Annotated in this window: 17 protein-coding genes; 12 read left to right on the plus strand and 5 right to left on the minus strand. The window is 58.9% G+C overall.

Annotated features, from left to right (window positions below):
- Positions 1-113 precede the first annotated feature (113 nt).
- The 3 genes from ACYVG7_RS13455 (at position 114) to ACYVG7_RS13465 (ending at position 2,976) form a co-directional block, all read left to right on the plus strand.
- Positions 114-833, plus strand: coding sequence for an HD-GYP domain-containing protein (locus tag ACYVG7_RS13455; protein ID WP_460883613.1), 720 nt, complete (start codon positions 114-116; stop codon positions 831-833).
- Between the two features lie 65 nt (positions 834-898).
- Positions 899-1,453, plus strand: coding sequence for a response regulator (locus ACYVG7_RS13460; RefSeq protein WP_460883598.1), 555 nt, complete (start codon positions 899-901; stop codon positions 1,451-1,453).
- A gap of 41 nt (positions 1,454-1,494) precedes the next feature.
- Positions 1,495-2,976, plus strand: coding sequence for an ATP-binding protein (locus ACYVG7_RS13465; protein WP_460883599.1), 1,482 nt, complete (start codon positions 1,495-1,497; stop codon positions 2,974-2,976).
- A gap of 33 nt (positions 2,977-3,009) precedes the next feature.
- Here ACYVG7_RS13465 and rnk read toward each other — a convergent pair whose 3' ends face one another.
- A complete protein-coding gene (rnk, locus tag ACYVG7_RS13470) occupies positions 3,010-3,423 on the minus strand; it encodes a nucleoside diphosphate kinase regulator (protein WP_460883600.1) in 414 nt (137 codons plus the stop codon).
- Between the two features lie 73 nt (positions 3,424-3,496).
- Positions 3,497-3,946, minus strand: a complete 450-nt coding sequence (gene yciA, locus ACYVG7_RS13475; RefSeq protein ID WP_460883601.1) for an acyl-CoA thioester hydrolase YciA — start codon at positions 3,944-3,946, stop codon at positions 3,497-3,499.
- 246 nt (positions 3,947-4,192) lie between these two features.
- On the opposite strand from yciA, the gene kdpF reads away from it, so the two are divergent.
- The 7 genes from kdpF to ompA all read left to right on the plus strand — a co-directional run bounded on the left by kdpF (position 4,193) and on the right by ompA (position 13,388).
- On the plus strand, positions 4,193-4,282 hold the full coding sequence (gene kdpF, locus ACYVG7_RS13480; protein WP_460883602.1) for a K(+)-transporting ATPase subunit F: 90 nt from the start codon (positions 4,193-4,195) through the stop codon (positions 4,280-4,282).
- Positions 4,282-5,976, plus strand: coding sequence for a potassium-transporting ATPase subunit KdpA (gene kdpA, locus ACYVG7_RS13485; RefSeq protein WP_460883603.1), 1,695 nt, complete (start codon positions 4,282-4,284; stop codon positions 5,974-5,976). The genes kdpF and kdpA overlap by 1 nt, the downstream gene beginning before the upstream one ends.
- Positions 5,977-5,985: 9 nt before the next feature.
- Positions 5,986-8,058: a potassium-transporting ATPase subunit KdpB gene (kdpB, locus tag ACYVG7_RS13490; protein WP_460883604.1), complete on the plus strand. Its 2,073-nt coding sequence runs from the start codon at positions 5,986-5,988 to the stop codon at positions 8,056-8,058.
- A gap of 10 nt (positions 8,059-8,068) precedes the next feature.
- Complete coding sequence (kdpC, locus tag ACYVG7_RS13495) at positions 8,069-8,695, plus strand: potassium-transporting ATPase subunit KdpC (protein WP_460883605.1); 627 nt, start codon at positions 8,069-8,071, stop codon at positions 8,693-8,695.
- Between the two features lie 2 nt (positions 8,696-8,697).
- Positions 8,698-11,388, plus strand: a complete 2,691-nt coding sequence (gene kdpD / locus ACYVG7_RS13500) for a two-component system sensor histidine kinase KdpD (protein WP_460883606.1) — start codon at positions 8,698-8,700, stop codon at positions 11,386-11,388.
- Positions 11,389-11,404: 16 nt separating this feature from the next.
- Positions 11,405-12,103, plus strand: coding sequence for a two-component system response regulator KdpE (kdpE, locus tag ACYVG7_RS13505; RefSeq protein ID WP_460883607.1), 699 nt, complete (start codon positions 11,405-11,407; stop codon positions 12,101-12,103).
- A gap of 244 nt (positions 12,104-12,347) precedes the next feature.
- Positions 12,348-13,388 carry a porin OmpA gene (ompA, locus tag ACYVG7_RS13510; RefSeq protein WP_460883608.1) on the plus strand — a complete coding sequence of 347 codons (1,041 nt, stop codon included), beginning with the start codon at positions 12,348-12,350 and terminating at the stop codon, positions 13,386-13,388.
- 64 nt (positions 13,389-13,452) lie between these two features.
- Here ompA and ACYVG7_RS13515 read toward each other — a convergent pair whose 3' ends face one another.
- Positions 13,453-14,364, minus strand: a complete 912-nt coding sequence (locus ACYVG7_RS13515; RefSeq protein WP_460883609.1) for a LysR family transcriptional regulator — start codon at positions 14,362-14,364, stop codon at positions 13,453-13,455.
- A gap of 165 nt (positions 14,365-14,529) precedes the next feature.
- Between ACYVG7_RS13515 and aguA the strand changes: the two genes are divergently transcribed.
- Together aguA and ACYVG7_RS13525 are read left to right on the plus strand one after the other, a co-directional pair.
- A complete protein-coding gene (gene aguA / locus ACYVG7_RS13520; protein WP_460883610.1) occupies positions 14,530-15,624 on the plus strand; it encodes an agmatine deiminase in 1,095 nt (364 codons plus the stop codon).
- A gap of 277 nt (positions 15,625-15,901) precedes the next feature.
- Positions 15,902-17,605, plus strand: a complete 1,704-nt coding sequence (locus tag ACYVG7_RS13525; protein WP_460883614.1) for an amidase — start codon at positions 15,902-15,904, stop codon at positions 17,603-17,605.
- 163 nt (positions 17,606-17,768) lie between these two features.
- On the opposite strand, the gene ACYVG7_RS13530 is transcribed toward ACYVG7_RS13525, so the two are convergent.
- Both ACYVG7_RS13530 and ACYVG7_RS13535 read right to left on the minus strand, forming a co-directional pair.
- Positions 17,769-18,419 (minus strand): MAE_28990/MAE_18760 family HEPN-like nuclease, encoded by a 651-nt coding sequence (locus ACYVG7_RS13530; RefSeq protein ID WP_460883611.1) that lies wholly within the window; start codon positions 18,417-18,419, stop codon positions 17,769-17,771.
- 10 nt (positions 18,420-18,429) lie between these two features.
- Positions 18,430-18,810 (minus strand): hypothetical protein, encoded by a 381-nt coding sequence (locus tag ACYVG7_RS13535; RefSeq protein ID WP_460883612.1) that lies wholly within the window; start codon positions 18,808-18,810, stop codon positions 18,430-18,432.
- Between the last annotated feature and the right edge of the window lie 85 nt (positions 18,811-18,895).

Raw genomic sequence — 18,895 nt, forward strand, 5'->3', positions numbered from 1 at the left:
ACAACCAAGAGCCCAACAGTGCAAAATCCTGGTTATCGGGTGGGGTGAAAATAGTCAACAACACGTAAAGGGAACAGCGCCCGTTCCGCACCTCGTTGCAAGTCTTGGCCAACATGCTGGACATGCGCTTTGCCGATTGGGCGGGACACAGCCAGCGGGTGGTGGATGTGGCAGAGCAGTTGGCCCGGATGGCCGACGTGGGGGAAGAGGAATTCGAGGCGATCCGCAATGCGGCCCAGTTGCACGATATCGGCAAGATAGCCCTGCCGGATGCCTTGGTGAATAAGCCATTCTTAAGCTGCAGCCGTCAGGAGCGCAGTGAGGTGATGGAGCATCCGGCGCTGGGACAGATGGTACTGCTGCCGATCCCCGAGTTGAACCGGGCCGGAGCACTGATCCGCCATATTCATGAACATTATGACGGTACCGGCTTTCCCGATCGTCTACATGGCGAATCAATCCCCTTGGGGGCGCGGATCTTGGCGATTGCCGTGGATTATGATGAGCTGCAAATGGGATTAATTCTGCCTCATGCCATCACAGCAGAGCATGCCCTGCTCTACATTCGGGAGAACAAGGGGCAGCGTTATGATCCGGATCTGGTGTCGTTACTGGTCCGAGTGGTGGATGCTGAGCAGAAGCGGGTCCGCGAAGTCGCGCTGGGATCGAGTCAGCTGAAACCTGGTATGAAGCTCTCTCGGGATCTGTTCAGCGCCAGTCGTTTTCTGCTGCTCACGCGGGGGCGGGTTCTGGACGAGGCGATTATCCAGCATATCTGGCATTTTGAGCGCACCGAGGGGAAAGCGGTCACTGTGTACGTTGTGCAACCGTGAGTTGAATCAGCGATAAACCCTGGTGGCACTAAGTCGCCAGGGCCTGCAGATAATACGAGGTGAGTATGGAACAGCTAGTGCTTGTCGATGACGAACCCATGATGCTCAAGGCCATCGGCCGGCTACTGGCGCGCATCCCCTGTACCTTTGATGGCCAAGTTTATCCGTTGAAGGTGATCTCCTTTACTGATCCCTACGCGGCGCTGGGTTATGTGGAGGCCCATGCCGTGTCGTTGATCCTCTCGGACTACCGAATGCCGGAGATGGATGGTGTCACGCTGCTCAGTCGCTGTCTGGCACTGCAACCCGAGGCGCCGCGGTTGATCATCTCCGGCTATGCGGATTTGAATGCCCTGATTGCGGCGATCAATCAGGCGCAGATTTACCGTTTCGTAGCCAAACCCTGGAATGACTATGAGCTGGTGACCACCATAGCCCAGGCCCTGCGTTATCGGCAATTGTGGCTCGAGAATCAGAAACTGGCGGATCTCTGCCGGATGACAATGAATCAGCTCTCGCCTCAGGAGCGTGAACGACGGCGTCTGGAGCAGGAGGTCCCCGGGATTACCCAAGTAAAATGGGGTCCGGATGGTTCCTTGTTGCTGGATGAGGAATCCTGAGTCAGGTCGTAGCAAGCAGCAGGAATTCAGCAGAGGTAGCTATGGGATCGGGTTGGGATGCGGAGTTTTCGACGGGAATTGCCTCGGTTGACGAAGAACATAAACAATTGTTTCGGGATGTGGGGGATCTGGCGCTGTGTCTGCTGGAAGGCATTAGCGGTAAGCAACTGCAGGCGCGACTGAAAATCCTCGGTGAGCAGTTGCGCGAGCACATGAATTCCGAAGAAGAAATGATGTTCGAGGTCGGCTGCCTGTCCGAAGTGATGATTGAGCACGCCAAGGACCATCAACTGTTCTTGCATCATCTCTATGAAGCCTGCAAGGAAGAGATGACGCTGGATGAACTCAGAGTCTTCCTGCGCTACATGAACTTCTGGATGCGCTTCCATGTCCTGACCATCGACAAGCCGGTCTGCTTCCAGATCCTGGCGATTCAGGCGGGGGTATCGCCGCGAGATGCCTATCTGCAATCGGTCCATGTTGCCGAACAGGCCATGCCCATCCTGCAAGCCGGTATGCACAAGACCTATGCCGATCTCTATGACTCGCAACTGCGCGTGGTGCGGCAAAATAGCCGTCTGCGCGAGACACAGCACAACCTGTTGCAGACCAATCAGGAACTTGAGGATCGGGTCGCGCTACGAACCCGGGAGTTGACGGATGCCAACCGTAAGCTGCGTGATGACTATGAAACCTTGCAGCGCTTGAATCAGCAGTTGGAGAACACTCAGGGGCAGTTGCTGCAATCCGACAAGATGGCGGCGATTGGTCAATTGGCGGCCGGGGTTGCTCATGAAATCAATAACCCGATCGGCTTCGTCAATGCCAACCTCAGTACCCTGAAAAGCTATATAGCAACTCTTTTGGAGCTTATTAACACCTATGAGCAGGTTGCGGATGAATTGCCGCCTGCGGTGCAGCAGCGATTGTTGCAATACCGGGAATCCATCGAGCTGGATTATGTGCGCCAGGATGTGATTGAGCTGCTGGCCGAGTCCGCCGATGGATTGGATCGGGTCAAGCAGATCGTTCAGGACCTCAAGGACTTTGCCCGGGCAGGGGAAGCGGTCTGGCAAGAGGCGGACCTGCTCAAGGGGCTAGATAGCACCCTGAACGTGGTCTGGAATGAGCTCAAATACAAGGCCAAGGTACACAAGGAGTACAGTGATTTACCGCTGGTCCGGTGTGTCCCTGCGCAGATCAATCAGGTGTTTATGAATATTCTGGTCAATGCTGCCCATGCCATCGACAAGATGGGCGACATCTGGCTGACCACAGGGCGCGACGGGGAGTGGGTCTGGGTGCAGATCCGGGATAATGGCAAGGGGATGTCCGAAGCGGTACGGATGCGGATTTTTGAGCCTTTTTTCACCACCAAGCCCGTGGGCCAGGGGACCGGGCTCGGCCTTTCGTTAGCCTATGGCATTCTGAAGAAGCACAAGGGACGGATTGAGGTGAGTAGTGAAGAGGGTGTCGGAACCTGCTTCACCCTCTTCCTGCCGATTGCCGGCCCAGATAGCTGACCCGGAATGGCTATCCTGATACGAACTGCCAGATTAGCGATGAAACTCCAGTTCGCGCTCCGGTTGATAGACAATTTCGATGATGCTCACCTGCAATGGCTGGCCACCGGGACCGGGCCAGGTGATCTCGTCGCCGATGGCGAGGCCGAGCAGGGCGCTGCCGACCGGTGCCAGGATCGAGATGCGATCGGTATGGCCGTTAACGTCCTTGGGGTAAACCAGGGTCAGGCAGAACTCTTCGCCTGAGGGTTGCAGGCGAAAACGGACCTCGGAATTCATGGTGACCACATGGGGGGGCATCTCTTCCGGATCGCGCACCTCGGCGCGATCCAGCTCCTGTTCCAAGGCGCGCTTCCCCGGAAAGCGATGATCCGGCAGGCTGTCGAGCAAGCGCTCGATACGGGCAAGATCCAGGGCGGATATAATGATATGTGGTTGATTATTCATGATAAAATCCTGCGCGAAAGCCATGGGTTCTGGCAACGTATCGCGCTGGATGGCGAAGATCAAGGCTGGCGGCTTATATCTCGCTCTTGTTGAACTTCAGTTCAGCTGGCAGGGCGCGGGGACGACCCTCCCGGTCCACCGCCACATAGGTAAACGCCGCCTCAGTGACGCAATAGCGCTCGCCGATCGGTTCGCTCGCCACCTTCTTCACCCAGGTTTCCAGTTTGATCTTGAGCGAGCTGTTTCCCACCTTGATGCACTCGCCGTAACAGCACACCACATCACCGACCGCCACCGGCTTGAGGAAGGTGATGGCATCGACCGCGACTGTGACCACCCGGCCACGGGCCAGCTCCTTGGCCAGAATGGCCCCCCCCATATCCATCTGCGCCATCAACCAGCCGCCGAAGATATCGCCACTGGGATTGGTATCGGCTGGCATCGCCAGGGTGCGCAGCAACAGGGCTCCCACGGGTTGGCGTTCATCGGACGAGGTGGCGTGGGGGGTAATTTGTTCAGCCATGGTGATATTCCTGAGGGACAATGCAGTGGAAATAACATGTTTTTAACAAGCTTGCCAAGCGCTAACCGATAACCGGGGCGTGATTGGGGCTCAAAGACTTGTTGATGGACAAGAAACCGGCGTCAGCCGGTGATTTTTACGGAATTTTTACAGGGAGCCGTGACCTTTTTACCTCATTTTTGCCTGCAGTCTCTTAGCCTTTGACTCAGAGGCGGCGATCGGTTGCCGCTGCCATGGAGTGATGAGATGACGATCTGGATGCTACTGGGCGGGTTGGGGGCTTTGGCTCTGGCCGCCTATCTGCTGTATGCCCTACTCAATGCGGAGAAATTCTAATGGGTTCCGACGCCTGGATACTATTACTGCTGTTTTTACTGGTGCTGGGTCTGCTGGCCTGGCCCTTGGGTCAGTTGTTGGCTCGCCTCATCGAGGGGGAGCTACCGCGCCCCTTGCAACGTCTGGAGCGACTCTGCCTGGGAGCCGCCACAGAGGAGATGGATTGGCGACGCTACACCTTCGCCATCCTGGTGTTTAACCTACTGGGTGGTGGCATGCTGTTTGTGCTGTTACTGCTGCAGGGGGTGTTACCGCTCAATCCACAGCATCTGCCCGGACTGTCGGTCGATCTGGCGTTGAATACCGCAGTCAGCTTCATGACCAATACCAACTGGCAGGCCTATGCCGGTGAAACCAGCCTGAGCTACTTCAGCCAGATGGTGGGGTTGACGGTGCAGAATTTTCTCTCGGCGGCGACCGGTGGTGCCGTGGCCTTTGCGTTGATCCGCGGTCTGACCCGCCATGGGGCTGCGGCGATTGGCAATGCCTGGGTCGATTTGTTCCGCATTACTCTCTACCTGTTGTTGCCCATTTCCTGCCTGCTGGCCCTGTTGTTTGTGCAGCAAGGTGGGGTGCAGAACCTGCAGGACTATCTGCAACTGACCACCTTGAGCGGAAGCGAGCAGACCCTGGCCATGGGACCCGTCGCCTCCCAGGAAGCGATCAAGATGTTGGGTACCAATGGCGGCGGTTTTTTCAATGCCAACTCGGCGCATCCCTTCGAGAATCCGACCGCGCTGAGTAATTTCCTGCAGATGCTCGCCATCTTCCTGATCCCGGCGGCTCTGGTATTCGCGTTTGGCCGGGTCGCTGGCGATCAGCGTCAGGGCGTCGCCATTGTGTTGGCCATGACTCTGATGTTGGTGCTGGCGGTGATCATGGTGACCCGCTCCGAGCAGGCGGGTACGCCACAGCTGGCAGCGCTGGGACTGGAACAACAGGCATCCACCTTGATGCCCGGCGGCAATATGGAGGGCAAGGAGAGCCGCTTCGGTATCGCCGCCAGCAGTCTGTTTGCGGTGGTGACCACGGCGGCTTCCTGTGGCGCGGTCAATGCCATGCATGACTCCTTCACTCCGTTGGGCGGCATGATTCCCTTGCTGCAGATGCAGCTGGGCGAGGTCATTTTTGGCGGTGTCGGCGCGGGTTTTTACGGTATGGCGTTGTTCGTGCTGCTCACGGTCTTCATCTGCGGTCTGATGATCGGACGCTCTCCGGAATATCTGGGCAAGAAGATAGAGAGCGGCGAGATGAAGCTGGTCGCCCTGGCACTCTTGATCCCGCCGGCTCTGGTGCTGCTGGGTACGGCGCTGACGCTGCTGCTGGAGGCGGGTCGCACCGGGATCTTCAATCCGGGGGCCCATGGTTTCAGCGAGGTGCTGTACGCCTTCTCCTCGGCGGCCAACAACAACGGCAGCGCTTTTGCCGGTCTCTCCGCCAATTCCCCCTATTACAACGGCATGCTGGCGTTGGCCATGCTGCTGGGTCGCTTCGGCGTCATCCTGCCGGTGCTGGCGCTGGCTGGCTCCCTGGCGGGCAAGCTACGTCAAGCGGAGCATCCGGGATCCTTGCCCACCCATGGTCCGCTGTTTATCGGTTTGCTGGTGGGTACCGTGCTGCTGGTGGGGGCCTTGACCTTTATCCCCTCCCTGGCGCTAGGCCCGATTGTCGAACAGCTGATGATGCTGAAGTAAGGACTGACTATGACTCGCAAGAAGCTTTCCCTGCTGGATCCGGCGCTGTGCCGCGAAGCCTGCAAAGGCGCGGTCCTCAAACTGGATCCGCGCAGCCAGTGGCAAAATCCGGTGATGTTCGTGGTCTGGCTGGGCAGTGCCCTGACCACCCTGGTCTGGCTGGCGCAGTGGCTACAACTGGCGGACCACACAGAGCCGTTGTGGTTCACCGCCAGCATAGCCCTCTGGTTGTGGTTTACCGTGCTGTTCGCCAACTTTGCCGAGGCGTTGGCCGAGGGGCGTAGCAAGGCGCAGGCCGCCAGCCTGCGGAGTCTCAAGCAGACCGTCTGGGCCCACAAGCTGACCGTAGCGCAATTTGGTTCACCCAGTCAGCGGGTGAGCGCCGACTCACTGCGCAAAGGCGATGTGGTGCAGGTGGCGGCCGGTGAGGTGATCCCCTGCGATGGTGAGGTGATCGAAGGGGTGGCCTCGGTGGACGAGAGTGCCATCACCGGGGAGTCGGCTCCCGTGATCCGCGAATCCGGTGGCGATTTCAGCTCGGTAACCGGCGGCACCCGGGTGCTCTCGGACTGGCTGGTGATCCGCTCGACGGTCAATCCCGGGGAGACCTTCCTCGATCGCATGATTGCCATGGTCGAAGGGGCCAAGCGCCGCAAGACGCCGAACGAGATCGCGCTGACGATCCTGCTGATCGCCCTGACGCTGATCTTCCTGCTGGCCACCGTCACCCTGTTGCCCTTCTCGGCGTTTGCCGTGCAGGCGAACGGCAGTGGTCAGGTGATTTCCATCACAGTGCTGGTGGCCCTGCTGGTGTGCCTGATCCCCACCACCATCGGTGGCTTGCTCTCCGCCATCGGGGTAGCGGGGATGAGCCGCATGCTGGCCGCCAACGTCATCGCTACCTCGGGACGGGCGGTGGAGGCGGCGGGCGATGTGGATGTGTTGCTGCTGGATAAGACCGGCACCATCACCCTGGGCAACCGTCAGGCCAGCCAGTTTCTGCCGGTAGCTGGGGTGAGCGAGCAAGCGTTGGCCGATGCCGCCCAGTTGGCCTCCCTGGCCGATGAAACCCCGGAAGGGCGGAGTATCGTGGTACTGGCCAAGCTGCGCTTTAACCTGCGGGAGCGGGATATTCACGCCCTGGGAGCCACCTTTGTCCCCTTCTCGGCCCAGAGCCGGATGAGCGGGGTGAATCTGCAACAACGGATGATCCGCAAGGGCGCGGCTGATGCCATTCGCCGCCATGTGGAAGCCAACGGTGGCGAGTACCCGCGCCGGGCTCAGACTTTGGTCGAGCAGGTGGCCCGTGAAGGCGGTACGCCCTTGGTGGTGAGCGAAGGCAACCAGGTGCTGGGGGTGGTGGCGCTGTCGGATATCGTCAAGGGCGGCATCAAGGAGCGCTTCATGGAGCTGCGGCGCATGGGCATCAAGACGGTGATGGTCACCGGCGATAACCGTCTGACCGCGGCGGCGATTGCCGCCGAGGCGGGGGTCGACGACTTCCTAGCCGAGGCGACGCCGGAAACCAAGCTGGCGCTGATCCGTCAGTATCAGAGCGAGGGACGGCTGGTGGCCATGACCGGCGATGGCACCAACGATGCAACAGCTCTGGCTCAGGCCGATGTGGCAGTGGCGATGAACAGCGGCACCCAGGCGGCCAAAGAAGCGGGCAACATGGTGGATCTGGACTCCAATCCGACCAAGCTCATCGAGGTGGTGCATATCGGCAAACAGATGCTGATGACCCGGGGCTCCCTGACCACCTTCAGTATCGCCAACGATGTGGCCAAGTATTTTGCCATCATACCGGCGGCGTTCGCCGCCACCTATCCGGCCCTCAATGCGTTGAATCTGATGCATCTGGCCACCCCCCAGTCGGCCATTCTGTCGGCGGTGATCTTCAATGGTCTCATCATCATAGGGCTGATCCCGCTGGCATTGCGCGGGGTGAACTATCGCCCGCTGAGCGCGGCCAAGCTGCTGCGCCGTAACATGGCGATCTATGGGCTGGGTGGTCTGCTGGTGCCCTTTGTCGGAATTAAACTCATCGATCTGCTGCTCTGCGCGGCTGGTTGGGTGTAAGGAGCGCGTGATGTTGACACAAATGGGTACCGCCTTGCGGTTATGGTTCGGATTTACCCTGTTGCTGGGGCTGGCTTACCCGCTGGGGATGACGGCTCTGTCCCAGTGGATATTCCCGGCGCAGGCCAACGGCTCTCTCGTCTATCAGGGCGAGCGGTTGGTGGGCTCACGACTGATTGGCCAGCCATTTACTGCGCCTGGTTATTTCTGGAGCCGCCCTTCGGCGGTGGGCTACAACGGCGCGGGCTCCGGCGGCAGCAATCTGGGACCGCTGAACCCCGAGCTGCAACAGCAGATAGCCGCGCGGTTGGCGCTGCTGGCGCCAACCGAGGGTGACGCGAGTGAGCGCCCACTGTGGCCTGTGATCGCTGGCAGCATGGGACGGATGCCGGTGGATCTGGTGACCAGCTCCGGCAGCGGGCGGGATCCTCACCTAAGCCCGGCGGCGACCTATTACCAGGTCGCCCGGGTGGCCAAGGTTCGCGGCTTGCCGGTCGGTCAGGTGGAAGCGCTGGTGAGCCAGCAGATTGAGGTGCCGCCTCTCGGTGTGCTGGGAGCTCCTGTGGTAAATATATTGTTATTGAATCTGGCACTGGATGAACTCGCCTCCGACGCGTCCCTGCCAGCAAGGAAATAGTGATGAATGTGGATGAACCGCGTCGCCCGGATCCGGATGCGCTGCTGGCCAAAACGCGGCAAAAAGGCAAGCTGAAGGTCTTCTTCGGTTCCAGCGCTGGCGTGGGTAAGACCTACGCCATGTTGCAGGAGGCCCAACGCCTGCGTAGCCAGGGTCTGGACGTGCTGGTCGGACTGGTGGAAACCCATGGCCGCAGCGAAACCGCGGCGCTGCTGGCCGGGTTGGAGGTATTGCCGCTCTCCCATCACTTCTACCGCGGCCATCGTCTGGCGGAGTTCGATCTCGATGGCGTGCTGGCACGCCGTCCAGCCGTCGTTCTGGTGGATGAACTCGCGCACTCCAACGTCCCTGGCTCCCGTCATCCCAAACGCTGGCAGGATGTGGCGGAGTTACTGGAGGCGGGGATTGATGTGTTCACCACCATCAATGTCCAGCATCTGGAGAGCCTCAACGACATCGTCGGCGGCATCACCGGCATCCGGGTACGTGAGACAGTTCCGGATCGGGTATTTGATGGTGCCGATGAGGTGGTGCTGGTCGATCTGACCCCGGACGATCTGCGCCAGCGCCTGAAGGAGGGCAAGGTTTATCTGGCCGGTCAGGCAGAGCGCGCCATCGAGCACTTCTTCCGCAAGGGCAATCTGATGGCCCTGCGGGAGTTGGCGCTGCGTCGCACCGCCGAGCGGGTCGATGGCCAGATGCGCGAGTATCGCAGCGATGCCGATATTTCGCGGGTCTGGCATACCCAGGATGCGCTGCTGCTCTGTCTGGGTCCTCAGGATGGCAGTGACAAGGTGGTGCGCACCGCGGCAAGGCTGGCGGCAAGGCTCGGCAGCCCCTGGCATGCGGTCTATGTGGAAACACCGCGTCTGCATCGCCTGCCGGAAGCCCAGCGTCGTGGCATCTTGCAAACCCTGAAACTGGCCAGTGAGCTGGGGGCAGAGACCGCAACCCTGGCGGCGCCTGACGAGGTCCAGGCCGTGCTCGGTTACGCCCGTGAGCATAATCTGGGCAAGATTGTCATTGGCCGTCGGCAACGGACGTCGTTTTGGCGGCGAGGTGGGCGTTTTGCCGAACGGTTGGGCCGACAAGGTTCGGATCTGGATCTGATCGTGGTGGCGGTCGAGAACGAGGCTCCATTGCCCCGTCCGGCTGTGGTGTTGCCCCCAGATCTACGCAGCTTCAGCGAGCGCTGGCAGGTGCAGCTCAAGGGGTGTGGGGCCACCCTGCTGCTGGGTGGTGTGCTGGCCGGCATCTCCCGCCTGCTAATGCCCATTCTCGATTCCGCCAACATCGTCATGCTGTTTCTGCTTGGCGTGGTGCTGATTGCGGCACGTTTTGGTCGGGTACCGGCGATTTTGGCAGCGATCCTCTACGTCGGTATTTTCGATTTCTTCTTTGTCGCCCCGCATTTTTCGTTTGCGGTCAGCGATGTCCAGTATGTGCTGACCTTTGGTGTCATGCTGGCGGTGGGTCTGCTGATCGGCCAGTTGACCGCCGGGGTGCGCTATCAGGCGCGGATCGCCCAGTATCGGGAGCAGCGCTCGCGGCAGTTATTTGAATTGGCCAAGGCGTTGAGTGGAGCCGTCAGTGCCGAGGAGATAGCCGCACTGAGCTGTGATTTCGTCGCCCGTTGTTTTCATGCCCGCACCCAAGTGGTTCTGGTGGATGAAGAACAGCATCTATCGGATGGGGTGCCGGGGGCAGACCGTTGTCAGGTTGATCGCGCCGTGGCGCAATGGTGCCTGGATCGCAAGGCCCCAGCCGGGCTGGGCAGTGATACCCTGCCCGCGCTGGCGCAGCGGCTGTTGCCATTAACCACGGCCAACCTGACCCTGGGCGTGCTGGTGATTGAACCGGCTAACTTGCGGCTGTTGATGATCCCGGAACAATTGCGGTTGCTGGACTTGTACGGGGTCTTGATCGCCATCGCCCTGGAGCGGATTGCCCTGGCTCGTGAAGCCGAGCAGGCCCAGCTGAAGATGGAGTCGGAACGGCTGCGCAACTCGCTGCTGGCGGCACTGTCTCACGATCTACGCACCCCGCTGACGGTGTTATTTGGTCAGGCTGAAATTCTGACTCTGGAGCTGGGATCGGCCGGCTTGCCGCAAGCGCAACAGGCGGAAGCCATTCGCCAACAGGTGCTGGATACCTCGCGCCTGGTGAATAACCTGCTGGATATGGCGCGTCTGCAGTCTGGCGGCCTGGCGCTGCGCTGGGATTGGCAGTCGTTGCCGGAGTTGGTGGGCAGTGCTCTGCGCGAGTTGGAAGTCCCTTTACGCGACCATCCGTTACAACGGGATCTGCCGGTTGACTTGCCGTTGCTCTATTGTGACGGCACCATGCTGGAGCGGGTGTTGGTCAACCTGCTGGAGAATGCCAGTAAATATGCCGGTGCCGAGACCCGCATCGGCATTTCGGCCCGACTCGCCGGAGAGGCACTGGAGGTTCGAGTCTGGGATCAGGGGCCTGGCTTGCCGGTCGGCAAGGAGCAGCTGATTTTCGAGAAATTTTCTCGCGGCGACAAGGAGTCGGTGATCCCCGGGGTAGGCTTGGGTTTGGCGATCTGCCGGGCGATCGTCGAGGCTCATGGCGGTCGCATCTGGGCCGAGAACCGGCCCCAGGGCGGGGCTAGTTTCTACTTCACCCTGCCTCTTAAAACGCCGCCCCCCTTGATGGATGAACCATTGTGAACACGCAGGAGGCTGATTGAGCGAAACCTTGGCAACCATTCTCATCGTCGAGGATGAACAGGCGATCCGCCGTTTTGTGCGTAGTGCTCTGGAGGCGGAGCAGTTTCGCGTCTGTGAAGCCGATGGCGTGCAACGGGGCTTACTCGAGGCGGCGACCCGCAAACCGGATCTGGTAGTGCTGGATCTGGGGCTGCCGGATGGCGATGGCCAGGATTTTATCCGCGATCTGCGGCGCTGGAGTCCGATCCCGGTGATAGTGCTCTCGGCGCGGGTCGATGAGATCGACAAGATCCAGGCCTTGGATGCCGGGGCGGATGACTATCTGATCAAGCCGTTTGGCATCGGCGAGCTGCTGGCTCGGGTGCGAGTCGCCCTGCGACGTCGCGGGCAGACCCCGGAGGCGCTCTCCCCGCAGGTCCAGCTGGGCGAGGTGACCATCGATCTGGTGACACGGCATGTCTCCCGACAAGACGAAGACATTCATCTGACGCCGATTGAGTTCCGGCTGCTGGGGGAGCTGCTGGCTCATCCCGGCAAAGTGCTGACCCACCGTCAACTACTATTGGCGGTCTGGGGGCCGACCTTCGTCGAGCACAACCACTATCTGCGCATCTACATGGGCCATCTGCGGCAAAAATTGGAACAAGACCCAACGCTGCCGCGCTATCTACTGACTGAGACCGGGATCGGGTATAGGTATCTACCTGAGTCGTGACTTGGATTTCCGGGACTGTTTATTTGCGCGCTTTAAGAGTGGCTAGCTGTTTTTTTCATCGTACCGTGTGGCATAGGGACTCTTTAAGAGCTAAGCTTTTTGACATCACGCGTGCGCGTGATGTGCGTTGGGGTAGAAACGGGGCTGGTTTGGCTCTCGATCTCGTCAACTGAGCGCTCGGGTAATAACGGATAGCGACAGTGCACTGTCGCCGATGTTCATCACACAAGAAGAGGCAAAAACGATGAAAAAGACAGCTATTGCAGTGGCGATTGCAGGTTTGTTTGCCATGACGGCAGCTCAGGCTGCCCCGCAAGACAACACCTGGTATGCCGGTGGTAAACTGGGTTGGTCCAACTATCAAATTGGCGGTGGTGACGTTACCAGCAGCCTGGGCTCCTACGATGTGACGAGTCACGATGACGTCGGCGCAGGTGTGTTTGGTGGTTACCAGTTCAACAACTGGTTCGGTATCGAAGCCGGTTATGACTATCTTGGCAAGTTTGATTATGACTCCTCCGTAGGTTCCGGTGATGTCAAATCCCAAGGCGTCCAACTGGCGGCCAAGCTGAGCTATGACCTGGGTTCCGGCACCGATATCTACGGTAAGTTGGGTGGTTTCAGCTACAAGAGCGAGAATGGCAGCGAGAGCTCCTCTGGTGTCGCCCCCCTGCTGGCATTCGGTACTGAATACGCCATTACCCGGGATTGGGCTGCGCGTTTTGAATACCAATGGGTCAGCAAGATTGGTGACCAGGACGAGATCGGTTTCGAGCCGGACAATGGTTTGTTGAGCCTCGGCGTCAGCTACCGCTTCGGCCAAGTGGCTCCCGCTGCCGCTCCGGCACCTGCACCAGCTCCTGAGCCCGCACCGGCTCCGGTCACAGTGACCAAGGAGTTCAACCTCTCTTCTGATGTGCTGTTTGATTTTGGTCGCTCCAGTCTGAAGCCGGAAGGCGTCGCAGCTCTGGATACCCTGTATAGTCAAATCCAGGCTGAAACTCCGAAAGATGGCTCTGCTCTGGTCGTCGGTTACACCGACCGCATCGGTTCTGATGCTTCCAACCAGGTGCTGTCCGAGAAGCGTGCCAAGACAGTTGCTGACTATCTGGTCAGCAAGGGCATTCCGGCCGACAAGATCTCCACCGAAGGTCGTGGCGAATCCAGCCCGGTTACCGGTACCCAGTGCGACACCGTGAAGGGTAAGAAGGCCGTGATCGCGTGCCTGGCTCCGGATCGTCGCGTGACCATCTCCGTCACCGGCACCAAAGAAGTCACCGAGTAATCTTTTCGCCCTGCGCGGCGGAATGTGAAACTACAAACGCCAGCCTCAGTGCTGGCGTTTTTGTTTATGGCGCTCTGACTAATTCCCGCATCAGCTGCCGCAACCAGGCCTGTGCTGGTTGCTGATCGTGAACCGGATGCCAGACGCAGTTGAGGTGGTAGCTGGGCATCTCGAGCGGCAAATTGACCAGTTTCAGCGGCCAGCCGGTGGCCAGCAGCTCAGCGACCTTGCGTGGCAATACCAGCAGGTGGTCGCTCTGGCTGACGATGGCGGCGGCCGACATATAGCTCTGGCTGTTGACCGAAATTTCCCGCTGCAGCCCCTGGCTTGCCAGATAGTGATCGACGATGGACTCCCGGGTGCCCAGTGGCGAGTGAAAGACATGGGGAGTGGCGATCAGCTGTGGCAGGCTCAGCGCCTCACCAACCTGGGGATGGTCGCTCCGCACCAGGCCGCACAGCGGCTCGGTGAGCCAGGTCTCCCGGCACAGATGGGGCGGCACCTGCATATATTCATCGAACCCCAGCACCAGATCGATGGCGCCGCTCGCCAGCTCCTGCTCCGGCAGGGTGTCGCGCAGGATCAGAATTTCAATGGTCACCCGGGGCGCCAGCTGCTTGAGCCGGGAGATGAGCGGCGGGATCAGCACACACTCCACATAGTCGGTGGTGCTGATGACGAAACGGCGGCTCGATTCGGCGGGGATAAACTGCTCCTCGTCGCCCAATTGTTGCTCCAGCAGCAACAGCGCCTGGCGCACGGCAGTGTGCAGTTTCAGCGCCCGGGGCGAGGGCATCATCCCCTGGGGCGTGCGCACCAGCAGCGGGTCGGCAAAGAACTGGCGTAGCCGGTTCAGGGCATGACTCATCGCCGGTTGGCTAATATAGAGTTGCTGGGCGGCGCGGGTGACGTTCCGTGCTGTCATCAGGGCGTCAAACGCCAGCAGCAGATTCAGATCCAGCTGATGCAGTTTCATGGCTTGGTCTATTCGCATGATTAATAGCTAGATGCATATTATTCATTTGATGGATGATGGCGCAAGTTTCTACACTGGCCCCATCTTAATGTGGCGGCGCGCCTTGACCTGCGCCGCCTGTTGCCGCTTTTCTGGCAGCCACCCTGCCAGCGTGAGGGATCAGTAATGAGCAAACTTTTGAACACCCTGCCTGCCGCCGACGGTTTCTTTATGCCTGCCGAGTGGGCACCGCAACAGGCGGTCTGGATGATTTGGCCGTTCCGTCCGGATAACTGGCGGGAGGCGGGACGTTTTGCCCAGTCCACCTTTGCCCAGGTGGCCGATGCCATTGGCGCGGCCACCCCGGTGTTTATGGGCGTGCCTGCCGAGTTTATGGAGCAGGCACGCGCCGTCATGCCAGCCCATGTCACGCTCGTTGAGATGAATAGCGATGACTGCTGGGCCCGCGATACCGGCCCGACCGTGGTCATCAACGCCGCCGGCGAATGCCGTGCCGTGGATTGGGGCTTCAACGCCTGGGGTGGCTTCAAGGGCGGTCTCTACCACCCCTGGAGCCAGGATGAACTGGTCGCCGGTCAGATGGCCGATCAGCACGGCTTTGCCCGCTACAAGGCGCCCTTGATCCTCGAAGGTGGCTCCATCCACGTCGATGGCGAAGGCACCTGCATCACCACCGCCGAGTGCCTGCTCAATGAAAACCGCAACCCGCACCTGAGCAAGGCGCAGATCGAAGCGCACCTGCGTGACTATCTGGGCGTGCAGAGCTTTATCTGGCTGGAGGAAGGCGTCTATCTGGACGAGACCGATGGCCATATCGACAACATGTGCTGCTTCGTGCGTCCGGGGGAAGTGCTCCTGACCTGGACCGATGATGTGAACGACCCGCAGTACGCCCGCTCCAAGGCGGCGCTGGAAGTGTTGGAGAACTGCACCGATGCCAAGGGCCGCAAGCTGAAAGTCTGGCTGATCCCGCAACCGGGTCCGCTGTTCTGCAGTGAAGAAGAGGCGCAGGGCGTGGTGGATGGCAGTGGCGTCCCGCGCGACTCCGGCCACCGTCTGGCGGGCTCTTACGTCAACTTCCTGATCACCAACGATCGCATCGTCTATCCGCTGCTCGACCCGGCCACTGACGGTCTGGCTCAAGCCAAGCTGGAAGAGATCTTCCCCGACCATACAGTCGTCGGCGTACCGGCCCGCGAGATCCTGCTCGGCGGTGGCAATATCCACTGCATCACCCAGCAGATCCCGAGCGGCAAATAGATCCAGGGCAGCTGATCGCTCCCCCATCCTTGCTTGTGGCAATGGGGATCCGCGAAGGCAGGGGTGTTCCCATTGAACCAACCGTTGGCGGCAGGGACGCCGCCATCGAGCCCCCAGGGATGGGTTTATGGCGTGTTGGTGAAAGGGAATGCCCCTGCATTTGCCTCAAGGGCGCGATATTGCCCGCTGTCAGGATGTTATCGCTTTAATGACCGCGAGGTCGGCTGCAAACAGCGGCGATTACCTCGCAAACCGTCACCGTTTCTGGAGCTCCAGCATGATTGAAGTGACCGAAGTTTCCATTGCCGAGCTGCGTGCCGCGCTCGAATCCGGCCGCACCACGGCGGTCGAACTGGTTCAGGCCTATCTGGCCCGTATCGCCGCCTACAACGGCCCCGAGACCGCGACCAAGCTCAATGCCGTCGTGGTGCCGAATCCCGATGCGCTGAAAGAGGCCGAAGCCTCCGATGCCCGCCGCGCCCGGGGCGAGCTGCTGAGCCCGCTGGATGGCATTCCCTACACCGCCAAGGACAGCTATCTGGTCAAGGGGCTGACCGCCGCCTCGGGCAGCCCGGCCTTCAAGGATCTGGTGGCGCAGCGCGACGCCTTCACCATCGAACGGCTGCGCGCCGCCGGGGCTATCTGCCTGGGCAAGACCAATATGCCGCCGATGGCCAATGGCGGCATGCAGCGCGGCGTCTATGGCCGCGCCGAGAGCCCGTATAACGCCGACTATCTGACCGCGCCGTTTGCCTCCGGCTCCTCCAACGGTGCCGGTACCGCCACCGCCGCCAGCTTCGCCGCCTTTGGTCTGGCCGAAGAGACCTGGTCCAGCGGCCGTGGTCCGGCGTCCAACAACGGTCTGTGTGCCTATACGCCGTCGCGCGGCGTCATCTCGGTGCGCGGCAACTGGCCGCTGACCCCGACCATGGACGTGGTGGTGCCCTATGCCCGCACCATGGCCGACCTGCTGGAAGTGCTGGATCTGGTGGTGGCCGACGATGCCGACACCCGTGGCGATCTGTGGCGTCTGCAGCCCTGGGTGCCGATCCCCAAGGCATCCGAAGTCCGTCCGGCCTCGTATCTGGATCTGGCGGCCAACGCTGACAGCCTCCAGGGCAAGCGCCTCGGTGTGCCGCGCATGTTCATCAATAAAGATGAATTGGCGGGCACCAGCGACAACCCCGGTATTGGCGGCCCGACCGGTCAGCGTATCCACACCCGCGCGTCTGTGATTGCGCTGTGGGAGCAAGCCCGTCAGGCGCTGGAAGCGGCCGGAGCCGAAGTCATCGAAGTGGACTTCCCGCTGGTCTCCAATTGTGAAGGGGATAGACCCGGCGCGCCGACCGTGTTTAACCGCGGCATCATCAGTCCGGAATTTCTCCATGACGAGCTGTGGGAGCTCTCCGGTTGGGCGTTCGATGACTTCCTGCGTGCCAACGGCGATCCCAAGCTTAAGCAATTGGCCGATGTCGATGGCCCGCAGATCTTCCCCCACGATCCGGGCACCCTGCCCAATCGTGAGGGCGATCTGGCGGCCGGCATGGACGAGTACGTCAAGATGGCCCAGCGCGGCCTCAAGCGGTTCGACGAGATCGCCTCGGTGCCGGACGGCCTGCGCGGTCTGGAGCAGACCCGCAAGCTGGACCTGGAGGATTGGATGGATGAGCTCAAGCTCGACGCCGTGCTGTTCCCCACGGTGGCCGACGTCGCCCCGGCCGATGCCGATGTGAACCCGGCCTCCGCCGATATCGCCTGGAGCAACGGCGTCTGGGTCGCCAACGGCAACCTGGCGATTCGCCACTTAGGTGTGCCGACCGTGACCGTGCCGATGGGGGTGATGGCCGATATCGGCATGCCGGTGGGCCTGACCTTCGCCGGTCGTGCCTATGACGACAATAACCTGCTGCGCTTTGGCGCCGCGTTCGAGGCCACCGGCAGCAAGCGGCTGGTGCCACCGCGGACTCCGCCGCTGGGGTGAGATCCGCCTCGGCTCGTCGTGATTGATCCAATAAGGCTCCCGATGGGAGCCTTAGTTATTTACGCAATGTATTTGCAATCAAATTAACTTTGGCATCTATGGCGATGAAATATTGCCAGATATTACACGATGTAAATATTGAACGTTGCATGCTCAGGCTAATCTACGTGCTTGGCTTTAAAAATTTCTTTGTGGATGCGTTATTTAATAACTCATTTTTAAATGTCCTCATTAATGCGATCGTTTCTTGAGATAGATTTCTCCATTCAGCAGCATTAATATCTAGGTATTCACCATGAGCAATACAGTTTCGCCTTTTTAATAATCTTTCATCAATGAAATTGTATTTTGTATTAAATAATTCAACTGAGACGCCGATGCTTTTTGCTATATTGTCAAAAACGTGGGACTTAAGGTTTGATTCGGTTTGAATCGCAGATTCGAAATTTAACACTGCTTTGTCATTCTGTCCAGATAATATGAATTTCATGGATTCAGATATTATGTCATGTTTGTTCGAACTTGTGATCTCTTGAAGTTTCTTCCTCATACCCAAAACAACTAGACAGTCCTCTAAATCAGAGTACTTTAACCTTAGATTGGATACATATTCTATATACTTTGTTGCTGAATTTTTTATAAATCCTTCCCAGTGCGCATATAATAGAGGGACTGACGCCCTAATCATGGTTTTCTGTGTTAATTCTTTGCTGCTATCAATAGATGTTGTAAGTGAAGAAACCTCTTTAATTCGCCATGCCATTTCGGTGTCGACATAATCTTGAAACGCCTCTAGTGTTTTTATCTTGCTCATGTCTGAGCACCTACGGTTTGAAATAGGCGACTGAAAAAGGAAGTAAGTTAGCTAATCGAGTTGTTCCTCTAACGCCTGCGCCAGAATTATTCGTGAATGTTTGTTCAGACCAAAGATTTTTTATCTTGTTTAAAATGAAGTTATTTTGTTCTTCTGGTGGTTCGATAGATGTAATTTCGTTGTAATTAACTTGAACGCCATTACTTATGGTTTCAAAAAGAGAAATAAGGAATTTACCTTTAAATTGCTGTCCGTCCCATTTTTTAAATGCTTTATCTCCAAGTGTGTTATTTAATAATGTAAATGTTTGTTTGAATATTGTTTCTTCAACATCTAAGTCAATTTTGGATTTGCATAGCTCGACAATTGCATAATCGAGATGCTCATGCACGTCTCAGAGATCCCCTCATTTTTAGAGACTCAAATAATTCCAAGTGTGCGGGTATATAAGCGGTGTTGCTTCAGGTAGTAGATAA

The organism is Pseudaeromonas pectinilytica (assembly GCF_054780855.1).